This window comes from Emticicia oligotrophica DSM 17448 (assembly GCF_000263195.1).
GTDB lineage: Bacteria > Bacteroidota > Bacteroidia > Cytophagales > Spirosomataceae > Emticicia > Emticicia oligotrophica.
Genome location: NC_018748.1, coordinates 1884770 through 1900337, shown reverse-complemented (window position 1 = coordinate 1900337; position 15568 = coordinate 1884770). Strand labels below are relative to the sequence as shown.

Sequence of the window (15568 nt, the reverse complement as noted above, 5' to 3'; positions counted from 1 at the left end):
TTATTAATTGATAATATCAGCGAAGGCTGAAGATTGAAAACTGAAAAATAAAATATGACAGCTTACGTTTTTCCTGGGCAAGGAGCTCAGTTTAGTGGAATGGGTAAAAACCTTTACGAAGGTTCAGAGAATGCCCGTCAAATGTTCGAAAAAGCCAATAAAATTTTGGGGTTCGAAATTACAAAAGTTATGTTTGAAGGAACCGATGAAGAGCTCAAACAAACAAATGTAACTCAACCTGCAATATTCCTTCATTCTGTAATATTAGCTTCAACAATCGAAGATTTTAAGCCAGATATGGTTGCGGGGCATTCATTAGGCGAATTTTCTGCCTTGGTTGCTGCTGGAGCGTTATCATTTGAAGATGGTTTGAAATTAGTTGCTCAACGTGCTGATGCAATGCAACGTGCGTGCGAAATCAACCCATCGACAATGGCCGCTATCTTAAATCTTGAGGATAAAGTGGTTGAAGATATTTGTGCAGGAATTGATGGTGTGGTAGTAGCTGCTAATTATAATTGTCCTGGTCAGTTAGTAATTTCAGGAACAATAGAAGCTGTAACCGAAGCTTGCGAACAACTCAAAGCCGCTGGTGCAAAAAGAGCCTTAATCTTGCCAGTAGGTGGTGCCTTTCACTCGCCTTTAATGGAGCCAGCACGCGAGGAATTAGCAAAAGCTATTGAAAATACGGTGTTTTCAACGCCAAAATGCCCAATTTATCAAAATGTTAATGCTCAGCCTTCGAACGATGTAGAAACAATCAAAGCAAATCTTATTGCTCAACTTACTGCTCCAGTGCGTTGGACACAATCAGTTCAAAATATGGTTGCTGATGGTGCTACTAAATTTGTTGAGTGTGGCCCAGGAAAAGTTTTACAAGGCTTAGTGAAGAAAATTGCCCCAGAAGCAGAAACAGCAGGTGTTTAAATATAAAACGAACAACCTAAGATAAATCGAAAAACCCCGAAGTTAACTTCGGGGTTTTTCGATTTATTAATTTATATATGCAGATTAAGATTTATCCAATACAACCTGAATAGCTGCTTGAGAAAGATTTGCAATTTCTTCTGCAGTCTTGCCTTTGGGCTCAATTGGGTCGAGCACAGTCCAAGTAAGTTTAGAAAATGAAGAAAGTGGAAAAAGTCCACGATTAGGCACAAAACGATTACTTCCTGTAATAGCCACTGGCACAACCAGAGCATTAGGGGCTTTTTTCAGAAGTGCAGAGATTCCACCGACAGCAAATGGTTTCAATTCACCCGTACGAGAACGAGTACCTTCGGGAAAAATTACCGCTGAAAAATTATTTTCACTAATAAATTTACTTAATTTTAAAATCTCAGTTACAGCTTGTTTTCCATCTTTACGGTCAATGAGAGCGGCATTACTTTTTCTGAGATTATAAGAAATACTCGGAATACCTTTGGCTAATTCAATTTTAGAAACAAAAATAGGATTGTACTTTCTTAGAAACCAGTAAATTCCCGGAATATCGAAAGTGCTTTGGTGGTTGGCAATAAATACGATTGGTCTATCGGTAGGAATAGCTGGATTTGAAGTGTATTTAATACTTGTACCTGTTAGATACCAGCCCCATGCAATTAACATATTCAGTATAGTTACTACTTTTTGCTGAGCTGCACGACCGAACAAATTAAAAGCCAATACCTGCAATACATGAAATACTGCTAAGAGCATTCCAAAATAAATTAAATAAACAATACTAAGGGTGTAATCAATAATCTTTTTCACAAAAGTTTTTTTCTGCAAAAGTAAATAAAAAGGGGATATTATTCAGAAAAACTACAATAATCTACTTTTTTTCTAAAATTAGAATTACCTTGCAGCTTTCTTTGTTGATTCAAAACGTTTTTATTTAGTTACAATATGCAATTATCAAATTCGAGATTAGAGGTGATGAAATTTGTTGGACAAAAGATTGATACTTTTGTTGATGAATTTTTGAAACCAATCGATACTAACTGGCAACCTTCAGATTTTTTACCAGAATCGAGCAATGAGAATTTCTTACTTGATGTGAGAGACCTGCAAGAAACAGCCAAAGATTTACCTTATGATTACATAGCGGTGCTTATTGGTGATACCATTACCGAAGAAGCTCTTCCTACGTATGAGTCTTGGTTGATTGATGTTGTTGGCGTTGACCAAGTAAACGACCCTAATGGATGGGCAAAATGGGTAAGAGCTTGGACTGCGGAGGAAAATCGCCACGGTGATTTATTGAATAAGTATTTATACCTTTCTGGACGTGTGAATATGCGTGCTATGGAAACTTCGACGCAATATTTAATTGCCGATGGCTTTGATATTGGTACAGGACGTGACCCATACCGTAATTTTGTTTATACGTCATTCCAAGAATTAGCAACGAATCTCTCGCATCGAAACACAGCAAAATTGGCCAAAGAATATGGAAACGTGCCTTTGGCAAAAATTTGTGGCGTAATTGCTGCTGATGAAATGCGTCATGCGAAAGCCTATAAAACTTTTATTAGTCATATTTTTGAAGTTGACCCATCTGAAATGATGTTAGCTTTTGAAGATATGATGAAAAAGAAAATTGTAATGCCAGCTCACTTCTTACGTGAAACAGGCGTGAAAATCGGCGATACATTTGCCCATTTTTCAGACGCAGCTCAACGTTTGGGTGTTTATACTACTTACGATTACATTGATATCATGGAGTCTTTGTTGAAAGATTGGAAGATAGACAGCATTAGAAATTTGAATGATGCAGGAGAAAAAGCTCGTGATTACGTAATGGCTCTACCAACACGTTTGAGAAGAGTTGCTGAACGTACAAAAGTGCCAAACTTAGAATATAAGTTTAGCTGGATTGCCTAAAAATATCCCCAAAAACATAAAAATCCCTTACCTCTTGAAGTAAGGGATTTTCTTTTTAAAGTTTGTATTTCTTGCTCAATTCGCTCCAAGCAAATTCACTTTCATTGAGCTTTTCTTTCACATTTTCGAGTGAAATTTTTCCCATAATAAAATTTAATAAGTCAATATCTCCAACTAAAAGCTCAATAGCTGTTTTCTAGGAGCCAAATTCATATTTGCCTTTTCGCCAAAGTAAATCACCCTTTAGCTCAGCAATGGCTCTTACTATAATTAAAGAATGTAATAAGCTATGATATTGGTGTTGGTTAATCAGATGTAGCTGGAATCCCTGACAAACCTCACCCATAAATTTATGAAAGGTAGGAATAAACTTCAATGGACGTAGAATTGCCCATTCTCCCCAATGTTTGTTGATTTTTTCGGTGAAAGATTTTACTTCTTCCCAAGTTAAATCTGGCGAACCAATAAGTTCAAATGGACGAGTAGTACCACGGCCTTCACTTAGGTTTGTACCTTCAAATAAGCATTGTCCAGAGTAAATGAGCGGAGTAATAGAATTTGGAATATTGGGTGAAGGATTAATACTAATTGGATTGAGGCTTGAACTCCAAGAATCAGTAATAACCGAAATTTCGACATTTGCTTGTAATCGGTTTCTGAAATACAAACATAATTCACCAGTGCTCATTCCATGGCGGTTTGGCAACCCTTCTAATCCAATAAACGAAGCATAAGTAGCATCAATGGGCGTACCTTCTATAGAATCTCCTGCTGGATTTGACCGATTAAGTACAAATAAGCTAGGTGAAAGCTTGTTTTGTGCTAAAACCTCTAATAAATAATAAACGGTGCTAGTAAATGTGAAATATCTACAACCAACATCTTGAATATCAATAACAATGGCATCTAAATCTTTGAGTTTTTCAACAGTTGGAGCAAGCGATTTTTCTTGATGTTGGTATAAAGAAATAATATCTACGCCATGTAAACCCAGCGAATGGTAGGTTGATGTTCCTTCAAATTTCTCTTGGTCTTGAAGTTCACTAAAAAGCCCGTGTTCGGGTATAAAAAGACGCTTCAGCGTACCCTGATTAGAAAGTAGTTCAAATAAATATTGATGCGAAATAAAATCGAAAGAAACTTGATTGCATAGTAATCCAATAGCCTGTTTTTGCTTAAATTTAGGATTATGAATGAGGTTTTGTATAAGTCTTTTCAATGATTTATTTCTTTTCTTCGCAGAATTTATTCCAAAGGTCTGTACCTCGGGTTTGTTGTAAATTTTTTAGTTGCAGTAAATCAGCACACATTTTTTGTTTGTCTTTCGTGATTGCATAAACCGCAGCACGAGCATAGTAGGCATCTATATTTAATGGGTCTAATTCGATACTTTTTGAGAGGTCTTTTATGCCAGTAGCGTATCGTTTGGCTTCGACGTTTAGATTGCCCTGCATCAAGTAATAATTCGATTCATTAGAATCGATGGAATCTTTAGGTGCTGAGGATGCATTTTTATACTTTTGTTTTTCCGACCACCCCATATCAAAAGCCATTTTTACTTCAGTATTTACAACCTGTCCTTCCCAGACGGCGGGTCTCCATTTACCTGCGGAAGATTTAATGGCTTTAATTAAATATTTATTATATTTTTCGTGCGTACTTTCCAATACTTCAATTCCTTTGATTTCGCCTTGTTTGGTGATAATGAAGCGAGCATAAAAAAGCCCTGCTCGATAATCTGGAAAAACAAAGTTTTCAGAAATAAACTGAACTGCTGATTTATCAGGGTCAAAAAATAAAGGTTCTAAATAATTGTGCTCTGAAACATAGATGGTATCTTGTCCTTTGGTTCGGTAGCTGACAGGTTTAAAACCTAAATTATGAAATTTTGCAGGAATAAAACTAAATTTTAGTGCATTTGGGCGTTCAGTAGAATCCGTGACATTGGCTGTAAGTTCGAGTCTTATATCATCAACACGTGTAATTTTAAAGATACTTGCTTCCGCAATTGTAAGTATATCTTTTTTCACTGAATACGTGCCACGCCCACTTTTTCCATTAACAGTTATTTGAAATGAATCATTGGGCATGAAAGTATAGCGAAGTTGCATATTTCGAACTTCATCTTTTAAAATTGGACTTCCATCATAAAGTGTGATATTTTCTTTTACCCATTCACCGATAATTTGTTGTTTAATGTTTTGGGCAAAATTTTGTGTAGTAAGTAAAAGTAATATAAAAGTTAGTAATTTATACATTGCACAGGCGGTTAAATAGGCCTACAATTTAGCAAAAAAGAAAATAACTTTTGAAGAATTGGGTTTAAGAAAAGTTTTTGAACTGAAGGGTTATGTAGAAAAAAAGACCCGCCTTAGGCAAGTCTTTTTAGATATGGGAGGAATATGGGGCTCGAACCCACGACCTACGGAACCACAATCCGTCGCTCTAACCAACTGAGCTAAAACCTCCATCTCGATTTTGAGACTGCAAAGGTATAATTATTTTTTAATTTCTCAAAAAAAACTTGCTCAAATTTCTACAACACATTAACTTCGACACCATGAGCGAGCGTAGAACATCTTTTTTTGATACAAAAATCGAATTTTTGAAGGGGGTTGGGCCAGCAAAAGCAGAGATTCTTAACAAAGAGTTGAATATCTTTACTTTTGGTGACCTCATCGAGTATTATCCTTTTAGGCACGAAGACCGCACGCAATTCCACCGTATTGCCGAGTTAAACGAAGGAATGTTTGCGGCTCAAATCAAAGGACGTTTGCGTTCGTGGGAGAAAATAGGAGAGGGAGCAAAAGCTCGATTGGTTGGCCAATTTACTGATGGTACTGGAATCTTAGAACTCACTTGGTTTCAGGGAATTTCGTGGGTAGAAAAAAACTTACGCCTACAAGGCGACTATGTGGTTTATGGTAAGCCCAACTCTTTTGGTGGGAAATGGCAAATTACACACCCAGATATGGAAGTTCTTACGACCGAAAATGAGCGTGGTGGGTACTTTCAACCGGTGTATTCATTAACAGACAAACTTCGCAAGAAATACATAGATAGCAAACAGATTAGCAAGTGGATGCGTACGCTCCTCGAATCGGCTGTGGCGAATATTCGAGAGACACTCCCAACGCCTTTGGTGCAGAAGTTTAGGCTAATTTCTAAACAAGAAGCTATTTATCATATTCATCTACCAATCAATCAAGAAGCACTTCGACAAGCACAAAGACGCTTAAAATTTGAGGAGCTTTTTTATAACCAGTTTAGGCTTATCAAACAAAAGTTGATTCGTAGACAAGATTATGAAGGGCAAATTTTTGATAAAACCCAGTTACTAACCGATTTTTATAATAATCACCTTCCATTTGATTTGACCAACGCACAAAAGAAAGTTATTCGTGAGATTTTTCATGATATGCGTTCGGGAAAACAAATGAATAGGCTTTTGCAAGGTGATGTAGGAAGTGGAAAAACTATCGTGGCTTTTATTTCAATGCTTTTAGCCATTGATAATAATGCACAAGCGTGTCTGATGGCTCCTACCGAAATTCTTTCGGACCAACATTATACTGGCTTGAAAAAATTTGCGGATTTGATGGGTCTTAACATTGTAGAACTAACAGGCTCGGTTGGAAAGAAGCAACGTCGAATCATTGATGCGGGCTTGTTAGATGGTAGTATCAATATTATAGTTGGAACGCACGCCTTACTCGAGGACCACGTACAATTTAAGAATTTGGGTTTATGTGTCATTGATGAGCAGCATCGCTTTGGTGTGGCACAACGTGCTAAACTTTGGGAGAAAAACCAAAACTTTAGGCCGCACATTTTGGTGATGACTGCCACACCCATTCCAAGAACCTTGGCAATGACTCTCTACGGGGATTTAGATATTTCTATTATTGATGAATTGCCCAAAGGTAGAAAACCCATTAAAACCCTACATAAATATGATTCCGACCGCCTAAGAGTGTTTGAATTTATCAGAAGTGAACTTCGTAAAGGAAGACAAGCCTATATTGTTTACCCACTTATTGAAGAATCAGAGACTTTAACCGTGAAAAACCTCATGGATGGCTACGAAAGTATTGCAAGGGCTTTTCCAGAATGTGCTTTGAGTATTGTGCATGGAAAAATGGGTTGGAAAGAGAAAGATTACGAAATGCAGCGTTTCAAAAATAAAGAAACCGAAATTTTGGTTGCTACAACTGTTATCGAGGTAGGCGTTGATGTGCCTAATGCCTCGGTAATGCTCATTGAAAGTGCGAATCGTTTTGGGCTTTCGCAATTGCACCAGTTGCGTGGGCGTGTTGGGCGTGGAGCAGAACAATCATATTGTATTCTGATGACTGACCATAAACTAGGCAAAGATACTCGCCTAAGAATAGATACAATGGTACGAACCAATAATGGTTTTGAGATTTCGGAAGTAGATTTATCGCTCCGTGGACCAGGTGATATGGCTGGTACACAACAAAGTGGCATGCTTGACCTCAAAGTGGCCGATTTAGCCAAAGATGGTGAAATTCTGAAATACGCTCGTGAGGCCGTTATGGAGATTTTAGACAACGACCCAGAACTTGAATTGGAAGAAAACCAACCAATCAGGCAACATGTAAATAATCTCAGAAGCAACGAAACTAACTGGAGTCGAATTAGTTAAAGAAATTATTTCATTCGATGCCTAAGCGAAGCCGAAAACACAAAGTAATGCAAGGTGCCTGAGCGGAGTCGAAGGCACACAAAATCAACAAACCCATGCAATATTTAAAATACCAAAAGTTTTCTGATGTAGAAATGTTTCGCTTTGGCTATTCTCCCATCGGTAGGCCTTGGTTAAGTGTCTATTGCTACCTCATTGATAATGTTTTGATTGATACTGCACAAACAAATTGCCAAGAAAAAGTACTTAAAACCTTTCAGAATAGGCAAATAGATAAAATTTTACTTACACACTGGCACGAAGACCATTCGGGGAATACTGCCAAGCTTGCCAAACTTCACAATGCTCATGTTTTCGCACACTCTTTCACCCAAGAAAAACTCCGTCAAGGTTTTGATATTCTACCCTATGAGAAATTTCTTTTCGGAAGAATAAAACCATTTAGAGGGCAAGTATCAGATTTTAGCGAATTTATCGAAACACCTAATCATAAGTTGTACCCAATCTTTACCCCAGGGCACGCAGAAGACCACACCGTTTTTCTTGATAAAGAAAATGGCTGGCTTTTTTCGGGAGATTTGTATGTAGGCGTAAAAATTCGTGTTTTTCGAAAGGGGGAGCTATTTTGGCCGCAAGTAGAAGCCTTCCGAAAAATCCTTAGTTATGATTTTGATGTGCTTTTTTGTGGGCACCATCCTCGTCTGAAAGATGGAAAAAAAATGCTTGCCCAAAAACTACAATATTTTGAGGATTTTGCAGGAAAAACCACGCATTTTTACCAAAAAGGTTATACAATAAAAGAGACTATGAAGGCTATGCGTTTGAAAGAAAATAATTTGTTAAAACTTTTACTTTCAAATGATGTTTCAGTAGAGTATATGATTGAAGCCGCCCTGAACCAAGTAAGTTGAACAGCGGCTTTTACCTTGAATTCTTGCGTAACTTTATTTTCTTAAACTCAATAACAAAACTATGAATCGTAGAAACTTCCTTCAGACATCAGGTATGTCGTTGGCTTCATTTGCTTTGATGAGCAAAAGTTCGTTAGCGAACATAATAGCAGAAAACCCTTACAAGATTCGTGAGCTCCGTGGAGGGGTGAGTGTATTTACCGAACGCGGTGGTACGATTGCCTTTTTAAATACTAAAAAAGGTTTTGCAGTGGTTGATTCTCAATTTCCTGAGCAATCAAAACACTTAATTGACGAGATAAAAAAACTTTCAGAAAAACCTATTCAGCTTTTAATTAATACTCATCATCATGGTGATCATTCGGGGGGTAATATTTCCTTCAAAGGAATTGTTGAACACGTGGTTGCTCATGAAAATTCATTGAAAAACCAGCAAATAACGGCTAAAAATCAAAAATCCGAAGACAAACAACTTTATCCAGATGTTACTTTTGCCGATACTTGGAAAGGTAAAATTGGCAAAGAAAGTATCAAGGCTCATTACTTTGGTGCAGGGCATACAAATGGCGATAGTTTAATTCACTTCGAACATGCCAATATAGTCCATACAGGAGATTTGGTCTTTAACCGACGCTATCCTTTTGTAGATAGAGCCGCTGGAGCTTCCATTAAAAATTGGATTACGGTATTAGATAAAACTTTATCAACTTTTGATAACGAAACTATTTTTGTTTTTGGGCATGCCTTCGACCCAGAAAAAATTGTGGGTAATAAAGAAGATATTAAAGTTTTTCAAAACTATCTGAGCGAACTTCTCGTATATACCGAAAAAGAGATAAAATCGGGTAAAACAAAAGAAGAATTTTTGAAAACCACAGCCATTCCGGGAGTAACAGAAATGAAAGGCGATGGAATTCAAAGAAGCCTTCAAGCTGCTTACGAAGAATTAGGTGGTAAGTAGTATTAATAAAGTTTTTGATTTTTTATAGATAAGTTCTTAGGTGAAAAACTAAATCTAATCTATTAACAACAAACACTTTAGCTCTAAATTAATTTATAGCCGTTATGAATGGTGTAAACAGTGAAAAAGCCACTTTATGGGCTGAAAGGTGGACTCCAGTTATTATTGAAGTAGAAGGGGTAGAAAATCCACCACGTTATGAAGTATCAAACTTTGGACGACTTAGAAGTTTTCAAAACAATGAAAAAGGTGAAGTTATCAAAGGTTCTGTTATACAAGGATATAAATCTTTGAATATCAGACTTCCGAAAGGAAAGTCGTTTAACCGATATGTTCATAAATTAGTAGCCGAAACATTCGTTAGTAAACCAAGTCCAGAACACAAATTTGTCATTCATCTTGATTTTGACAAAATGAGTAATCATTTTGAAAACTTAAAATGGGTTACAAAGGATGAAATGGTTGAGCATAATCGTCAGAATCCCGCAGTCATAAATAAGCCAATTCCGAAGCGTACAAAAAATTATAAATTAACCGAGTCGAAAGTTAAGATGATTAAAAAAATGCTTCAAAACGAAAGTACTCGCTTAAAAATGATTGCAAAACAATTCGGAATCACTCATACACAACTGAACAGAATTCGTTCGGGTGAAAACTGGGGATATGTAACAGTAGAATAAACAGCATTTAATAGATGTCAGAGAATGCCCATTTGCATCAAGATGTTTTTCGTTAGTTCGATACGTTTTGGAGCAAATTCGGGCATTTCTTTATTTTCAGGTTTCTGAATACGTAGGGCGAAGAAATACACATTATCTTTTTTCTCTACATAGCCCACAAACCAGCCAATATCAGTTTGATTAACAGTAGCCAAACCTGTTTTCGCCCTTAATGTATAATCATTCGTTTGCTCACGAACCATGATTCGTTTGGTAATTTCATAAGTTCGCTTCGAGAAAGGGAGTTTTTCTTCGTGTAGTTTTCTTAGAAATTCTAATTGATTTTTCGGTGAAATCTTCAAACTAGAACCTAACCAAAATTGTGTTAAACCTCCGTTAATATCTTGATTACCATAATCGCAGGCTTTTAGATAGGTTTTGTAATTTTTCTCGCCGATTCTACGAGCCAATTCTTGATAAAACCATACAGTAGAGTTTTTATAAGCATCTTTTAGATTGTGGTCTGCATTCCATGCTTCAAGCCATCGTTTTTCTCCATCCCATTTAATTACTTCATTTTCATCTTTTATTACGCCTAATTCTAAGGCTATCATGGAATTTGGAATTTTAAAAGTAGAAGCAGGAGAGGTTGTTCTTTCAAAATCAGTTTTGTCTGTAATGGTATAAATTTTCTTGTTGAAGTCATAAAGAAAAAATCCACCCTCAACATTTGCTTCTTTAAAATGCTTACTAAAGCTAGCTATTTTTTGGGCAGAAACCCCGAAGAAAGAAGCAAGGAAAAGACCGATTAAAAAGATTTTTTTCATAGCTTGAAGAAAGAAGTTTAATTTTGGGTTAAAGATAAACAAAGATACCAAACACCACTCATGAAATATCACCGAGTTTTAGTCGAAGCCGTAGTTTTTGCCCTGCAACAGATTTTCAACGAAAATCGCCAAGCAGACAAGGTAATTGAGCAGGTTTTGAAGTCAAATAAAAAATGGGGAAGCAGGGATAGGGCATTCATCGCCGAAAACACCTACGAAATTGTACGGTGGTGGCGTTTACTCAAATTTGTAGCTAACATTAATTGTGTAAGAGTTGAAGAAGAAGCTCTTTTTTGGCAGATTTTTGCCGCATGGCGTGTATTACAAGGAGATAAACTGCCCGATTGGCAAGATTTTAAGGCTGTAAATGCCAAAGAAGTGATTACTCGAAATGAAGAGGCTCAACAACTCAGAAAAGTACGAGAATCAGTGCCCGATTGGATAGATACTATTGGCGAAGAGGAATTAGGAGAAAATTGGGAAGCAGAATTGCACGCCATGAATACCCAAGCACCAGTTGTGTTAAGAACTAATACACTAAAAACCAATAAATTAGATTTAAAAGCCTCGTTTAGTGAAATTGGCATCGAAACCGAAACTTTACCAAATGTTACAGATGCTTTGGTTTTACCCAAACGTGCCAATGTTTTTTCAACCGAACTTTTCAAAAAAGGTTTTTTTGAAGTACAGGATGCTGGTAGTCAGTTAATTGCCGAATATTTAGATGTACAAGCAGGCATGCGTGTGATAGATGCTTGTGCAGGTGCGGGCGGAAAAACGCTTCATTTAGCAACTTTGATGGAAAACAAGGGCCGAATTATAGCGATGGATGTAGAAGACTATAAACTTCAAGAACTCCAACGTCGAGCTAAACGCAATGGAATTGGAAATGTAGAAACACGTTTGATAGAAGCTAAGACCATCAAACGCCAAAGAGAAACTGCCGACCGCCTATTGCTTGATGTACCATGTTCGGGTTTAGGAGTTTTACGTCGTAACCCCGATGCAAAATGGAAACTAAAAAAAGATTTTCTTGAAAAAATCAAGCAAACACAAGCCGAAATCATTACAAATTACTCAAAAATGCTCAAAAAAGGCGGAAAAATGGTCTATGCCACTTGTAGTATCTTACCCTCAGAAAGTGAAGAACAAGTGAAGAAATTTTTAGCCCAAAACCCCGACTTTAATTTTATTAGCGAAAAACGCACTTCGCCAGCAAAAGATGGTTTCGATGGTTTTTATATGGCTTTGATTGAACGCAAATAAATATTGTAGGACAGGTTTTTAACCTGTCTTTTTTCTATAACAAGTTTATTCCTATATTTGACCAACATATTCAACTCTCAAAAATATATCTATTCAATTATACCAAACTATGAAATACGTTGCATCTATCGACCAAGGTACTACCAGTACTCGTTGTATTATTTTTGATAAAAAAGGAAATATTGTATCGGTTGGACAAAAAGAACACGAGCAAATTTACCCGAAACCAGGTTGGGTAGAGCATAACCCAGAAGAAATTTGGAAAAATACACTTGAAGTTATAGCGAAGGCTCGAATCAATAAAAATATCAAAGTTGAAGATATTGCAGCTTGTGGCATTACCAATCAACGAGAAACAACCGTTGTTTGGAATAAACGTACGGGGCGTGCGTATTACAATGCCATCGTTTGGCAAGATACTCGTGTAGGTGATGTGGTAAATGCCCTAACTAAAAGTCATGGCTCACAGTTTTTTCAAGACCGTACAGGTCTTCCTTTGGCTACTTATTTTAGTGGCTTGAAAATCAAATGGATTCTTGATAATGTAGCAGGTGTAAGAGAAGATGCCGAAAAAGGGGAAGCCATTTTCGGAAATATGGATACCTTCTTAATGTGGAACCTAACGGGTGGCATTCATGGTGGTATACATATTACTGATGTAACGAATGCGAGTCGTACACAATTAATGAATCTCGAAACCGTTCAATGGGATGCAGAATTGGCCAAAATCATGAACATTCCATTACAAATGTTGCCAAAAATTGAGCCGAGTAGCAAAGTTTATGGTAAAATTATTTCGGAAGCAATGAATGGCGTTCCGTTGGCGGGAATTTTGGGCGACCAACAGGCTGCACTCGTGGGGCAGACTTGTTATCAACCAGGTGAAGCAAAAAATACTTACGGAACAGGCTGTTTTATGTTGATGAATACAGGTACTGAAATTGTGCCATCGAAAGCTGGTTTGCTCACTACGGTTGCTTATCAATTCGAAAATCAGCCAGTGCACTATGCCCTCGAAGGCTCAGTGGCCATCGCAGGTGCTTTGGTACAATGGCTAAGAGATAATTTAGGAATTATTGAAAAGAGTACGGATGTAGAAGCTCTTGCCAAAACAGTTGAAGATAACGGAGGAGCATATTTTGTTCCTGCTTTTTCGGGGCTATACGCACCCTATTGGAAATCTTCTGCTCGTGGAGTAATTGCGGGTCTTACTCGTTATGTAAATAAAGGACACATTGCTCGTGCAGTTTTAGAAGCAACCGCCTATCAAACCAAAGATGTTTTGGAGGCAATGGAAAAAGATTCGGGAATAGAAGTGTCTTCTCTTAGAGTAGATGGTGGAATGGTGGTAAATGAATTATTGATGCAATTTCAGTCGGATATGCTCAAAGTACCAGTTATTCGCCCGAAAATGATTGAAACCACCGCATTGGGTGCTGCTTATGCCGCAGGTTTGGCGGTTGGTTTTTGGGCAAATTTAGATGATTTGCTGCAAAATTGGGGCAAAGACAAAACATGGAAGCCAAAAATGAAGGCCGCCGAACGCAAGAAACTCTATACTGGCTGGAAGAAAGCAATCAAGCGTTCGTTTGATTGGGAGAAGTAGCTTAATCAATTAAGAATTTAGAATTAAAAATTAAGAATGAATGTTTTGCTATTAACTTTGAATATCTATTCATTCATTCACTAAAAACGGGCAGCATTCCGTTTCGCACAATCATTCATTGAAAATGACAAAAGTAGATTTTTTAGTAGTTGGTTCGGGAATTGCAGGTTTGAGTTTTGCTCTTAAAGCCTCTGCAAAAGGAAAGGTTTTGGTACTCACGAAAGTAAATGCCGACGAAACGAATACCAAATATGCTCAAGGAGGCATTGCTGCTGTTTTCGACCCCGACACTGATTCGTTTGAAAAACATATCAGCGATACACTCATTGCTGGCGATGGCCTTTGTGATAGAAAAATCGTTGAAATTGTGGTAAAAGAAGGCCCCGACCGTATTCAGGAGTTAATTGACTACGGAACCAATTTCGATAAACACGATGGCGAGTATGACCTCACGCGTGAAGGTGGACACTCGGCCAAACGAATTTTACATTATAAAGATATTACGGGTAAAGAAATTGAGCGTGCATTACTCGAAGAAGTAAGTAAAAACCCAAACATCGAAATACTTACTCATTACTACGCCGTTGAGCTTATTACGCAACACCATTTAGGTATTGAAGTAAATCGAGAAACCAATGATATTACTTGTTATGGTGTTTATGCCCTCAACCTACAAACTGGACAAGTTGAGACAATTCTCTCAAAACTTACAGTCATGGCGAGTGGAGGTGCGGGGCATATTTATTCGGCTACTACTAACCCTGTAATCGCTACGGGCGATGGCATTGCGATGGTTTATCGTGCAAAGGGGCGAGTGCGTGACATGGAAATGATACAGTTTCACCCAACCTCACTTTATAACCCAGGAGAATATCCAAGTTTCTTGATTACTGAGGCAGTGCGTGGAGAAGGTGGCGTGTTGAAAAACAAAAGAGGAGAGGAGTTTATGCAAAATTACGACCCACGTGGTTCGCTCGCTCCTCGCGATATTGTTGCTCGTTCGATTGATGCAGAAATGAAGAAAACAGGCGATGACCACGTTTATCTTGATATTTCTTTTAAACCTAAAGAACTCATTCTACAACATTTTCCAACAATCTACGAAAAATGTTTGAGCATAGGTATTGATATCACTAAAGACCAAATTCCGGTTGTTCCTGCAGCCCATTACTTATGTGGCGGAATTTTGGTTGATGAAATTGGCCGTTCAACTATTAATCGATTGTTTGCTTGTGGTGAATGTTCTTCTACGGGTCTTCATGGGGCCAATCGTTTGGCTTCAAATTCATTACTTGAAGCTGCCGTTTTTGGGCACCGAATTGCACAAGAAGCTCTTGATGACTTCGAAAACCTTAGTTTTCAGGAAAATGTGCCTGATTGGAATGAGTTTGGGGCAGAGCAATCGAACGAAGAAATTTTAGTTACACATAATCTGCGTGAGTTACAAAGAATGATGTCTGATTATGTAGGAATTGTTCGTTCCGATTTTCGTTTAGAGCGTGCCATGCGTCGATTAAAGCTCATTAAAGATGAAACGGAAGAATTTTATAAGAAAACCAAACTTTCGATGAAACTTTGCGAATTACGTAATTTGGTTCAGTGTGCCGAATTGGTAATCAAATGTGCCATGAAACGCAAAGAAAGTCGAGGCCTACATTATACAACTGACTATCCTTACAAATTAGGCGGAAAACCTGAAAATTCGGTTTTGTAGTAAAACAAGTTTTCAACTTGTCAAATTGAAGGAAACAAAATTGCAAATAAGAAAAATTATATCTAATTTTGCACCCCGATACTGAGAAGTATC

Annotated in this window: 13 protein-coding genes and 1 tRNA gene; 9 read left to right on the top strand and 5 right to left on the bottom strand. The window is 37.5% G+C overall.

What is annotated here, in order from left to right; all coding sequences use genetic code 11:
* Positions 1-54 precede the first annotated feature (54 nt).
* The gene (gene fabD, locus EMTOL_RS07890) at positions 55-927 is read left to right on the top strand and encodes an ACP S-malonyltransferase (protein ID WP_015028749.1); all 873 of its coding nucleotides are present in this window, start codon (positions 55-57) and stop codon (positions 925-927) included.
* Positions 928-1011: 84 nt separating this feature from the next.
* Here the strand turns inward: fabD and EMTOL_RS07885 are convergent, their stop codons facing one another.
* Positions 1012-1752, bottom strand: coding sequence for a lysophospholipid acyltransferase family protein (locus EMTOL_RS07885; RefSeq protein WP_015028748.1), 741 nt, complete (start codon positions 1750-1752; stop codon positions 1012-1014).
* 135 nt (positions 1753-1887) lie between these two features.
* On the opposite strand from EMTOL_RS07885, the gene EMTOL_RS07880 reads away from it, so the two are divergent.
* Complete coding sequence (locus tag EMTOL_RS07880) at positions 1888-2865, top strand: acyl-ACP desaturase (RefSeq protein ID WP_015028747.1); 978 nt, start codon at positions 1888-1890, stop codon at positions 2863-2865.
* Positions 2866-3061: 196 nt separating this feature from the next.
* Here the strand turns inward: EMTOL_RS07880 and EMTOL_RS07875 are convergent, their stop codons facing one another.
* The 3 genes from EMTOL_RS07875 to EMTOL_RS07865 form a co-directional block, all read right to left on the bottom strand.
* Positions 3062-4084, bottom strand: a complete 1023-nt coding sequence (locus tag EMTOL_RS07875) for a DUF1343 domain-containing protein (protein ID WP_015028746.1) — start codon at positions 4082-4084, stop codon at positions 3062-3064.
* A 4-nt stretch (positions 4085-4088) separates the two neighbouring features.
* Positions 4089-5123, bottom strand: a complete 1035-nt coding sequence (locus EMTOL_RS07870) for an energy transducer TonB (RefSeq protein WP_015028745.1) — start codon at positions 5121-5123, stop codon at positions 4089-4091.
* A gap of 135 nt (positions 5124-5258) precedes the next feature.
* A tRNA-His gene (locus EMTOL_RS07865) sits at positions 5259-5334 on the bottom strand.
* 91 nt (positions 5335-5425) lie between these two features.
* On the opposite strand from EMTOL_RS07865, the gene recG reads away from it, so the two are divergent.
* The 4 genes from recG to EMTOL_RS07845 all read left to right on the top strand — a co-directional run bounded on the left by recG (position 5426) and on the right by EMTOL_RS07845 (position 10083).
* Positions 5426-7531, top strand: coding sequence for an ATP-dependent DNA helicase RecG (gene recG, locus EMTOL_RS07860; protein ID WP_015028744.1), 2106 nt, complete (start codon positions 5426-5428; stop codon positions 7529-7531).
* 95 nt (positions 7532-7626) lie between these two features.
* Positions 7627-8442 carry an MBL fold metallo-hydrolase gene (locus EMTOL_RS07855; protein WP_015028743.1) on the top strand — a complete coding sequence of 272 codons (816 nt, stop codon included), beginning with the start codon at positions 7627-7629 and terminating at the stop codon, positions 8440-8442.
* Between the two features lie 61 nt (positions 8443-8503).
* Positions 8504-9403: an MBL fold metallo-hydrolase gene (locus EMTOL_RS07850; RefSeq protein WP_015028742.1), complete on the top strand. Its 900-nt coding sequence runs from the start codon at positions 8504-8506 to the stop codon at positions 9401-9403.
* 104 nt (positions 9404-9507) lie between these two features.
* Positions 9508-10083: an NUMOD4 domain-containing protein gene (locus EMTOL_RS07845; RefSeq protein WP_015028741.1), complete on the top strand. Its 576-nt coding sequence runs from the start codon at positions 9508-9510 to the stop codon at positions 10081-10083.
* 17 nt (positions 10084-10100) lie between these two features.
* Here EMTOL_RS07845 and blaOXA read toward each other — a convergent pair whose 3' ends face one another.
* The gene (blaOXA, locus tag EMTOL_RS07840; RefSeq protein WP_015028740.1) at positions 10101-10889 is read right to left on the bottom strand and encodes a class D beta-lactamase; all 789 of its coding nucleotides are present in this window, start codon (positions 10887-10889) and stop codon (positions 10101-10103) included.
* A 60-nt stretch (positions 10890-10949) separates the two neighbouring features.
* On the opposite strand from blaOXA, the gene EMTOL_RS07835 reads away from it, so the two are divergent.
* From EMTOL_RS07835 to nadB, 3 genes are all read left to right on the top strand, one after another.
* Entirely contained in the window at positions 10950-12155 is a 1206-nt protein-coding gene (locus EMTOL_RS07835; protein WP_015028739.1) for an RsmB/NOP family class I SAM-dependent RNA methyltransferase, read from the top strand.
* 109 nt (positions 12156-12264) lie between these two features.
* Positions 12265-13761 carry a glycerol kinase GlpK gene (glpK, locus tag EMTOL_RS07830; RefSeq protein WP_015028738.1) on the top strand — a complete coding sequence of 499 codons (1497 nt, stop codon included), beginning with the start codon at positions 12265-12267 and terminating at the stop codon, positions 13759-13761.
* 124 nt (positions 13762-13885) lie between these two features.
* On the top strand, positions 13886-15475 hold the full coding sequence (gene nadB, locus EMTOL_RS07825) for an L-aspartate oxidase (protein ID WP_015028737.1): 1590 nt from the start codon (positions 13886-13888) through the stop codon (positions 15473-15475).
* The last annotated feature ends 93 nt before the right edge of the window (positions 15476-15568 follow it).

Excerpts from the sequence above, each read along its gene's own strand:
- fabD (WP_015028749.1), top strand. The coding sequence starts at position 55 with ATGACAGCTTACGTTTTTCCTGGGCAAGGAGCTCAGTTTAGTGGAATG.
- EMTOL_RS07880 (WP_015028747.1), top strand. The coding sequence starts at position 1,888 with ATGCAATTATCAAATTCGAGATTAGAGGTGATGAAATTTGTTGGACAA.
- EMTOL_RS07870 (WP_015028745.1), bottom strand. The coding sequence starts at position 5,123 with ATGTATAAATTACTAACTTTTATATTACTTTTACTTACTACACAAAAT.
- recG (WP_015028744.1), top strand. The coding sequence starts at position 5,426 with ATGAGCGAGCGTAGAACATCTTTTTTTGATACAAAAATCGAATTTTTG.
- EMTOL_RS07855 (WP_015028743.1), top strand. The coding sequence starts at position 7,627 with ATGCAATATTTAAAATACCAAAAGTTTTCTGATGTAGAAATGTTTCGC.
- EMTOL_RS07850 (WP_015028742.1), top strand. The coding sequence starts at position 8,504 with ATGAATCGTAGAAACTTCCTTCAGACATCAGGTATGTCGTTGGCTTCA.
- EMTOL_RS07845 (WP_015028741.1), top strand. The coding sequence starts at position 9,508 with ATGAATGGTGTAAACAGTGAAAAAGCCACTTTATGGGCTGAAAGGTGG.
- blaOXA (WP_015028740.1), bottom strand. The coding sequence starts at position 10,889 with ATGAAAAAAATCTTTTTAATCGGTCTTTTCCTTGCTTCTTTCTTCGGG.
- EMTOL_RS07835 (WP_015028739.1), top strand. The coding sequence starts at position 10,950 with ATGAAATATCACCGAGTTTTAGTCGAAGCCGTAGTTTTTGCCCTGCAA.
- glpK (WP_015028738.1), top strand. The coding sequence starts at position 12,265 with ATGAAATACGTTGCATCTATCGACCAAGGTACTACCAGTACTCGTTGT.
- nadB (WP_015028737.1), top strand. The coding sequence starts at position 13,886 with ATGACAAAAGTAGATTTTTTAGTAGTTGGTTCGGGAATTGCAGGTTTG.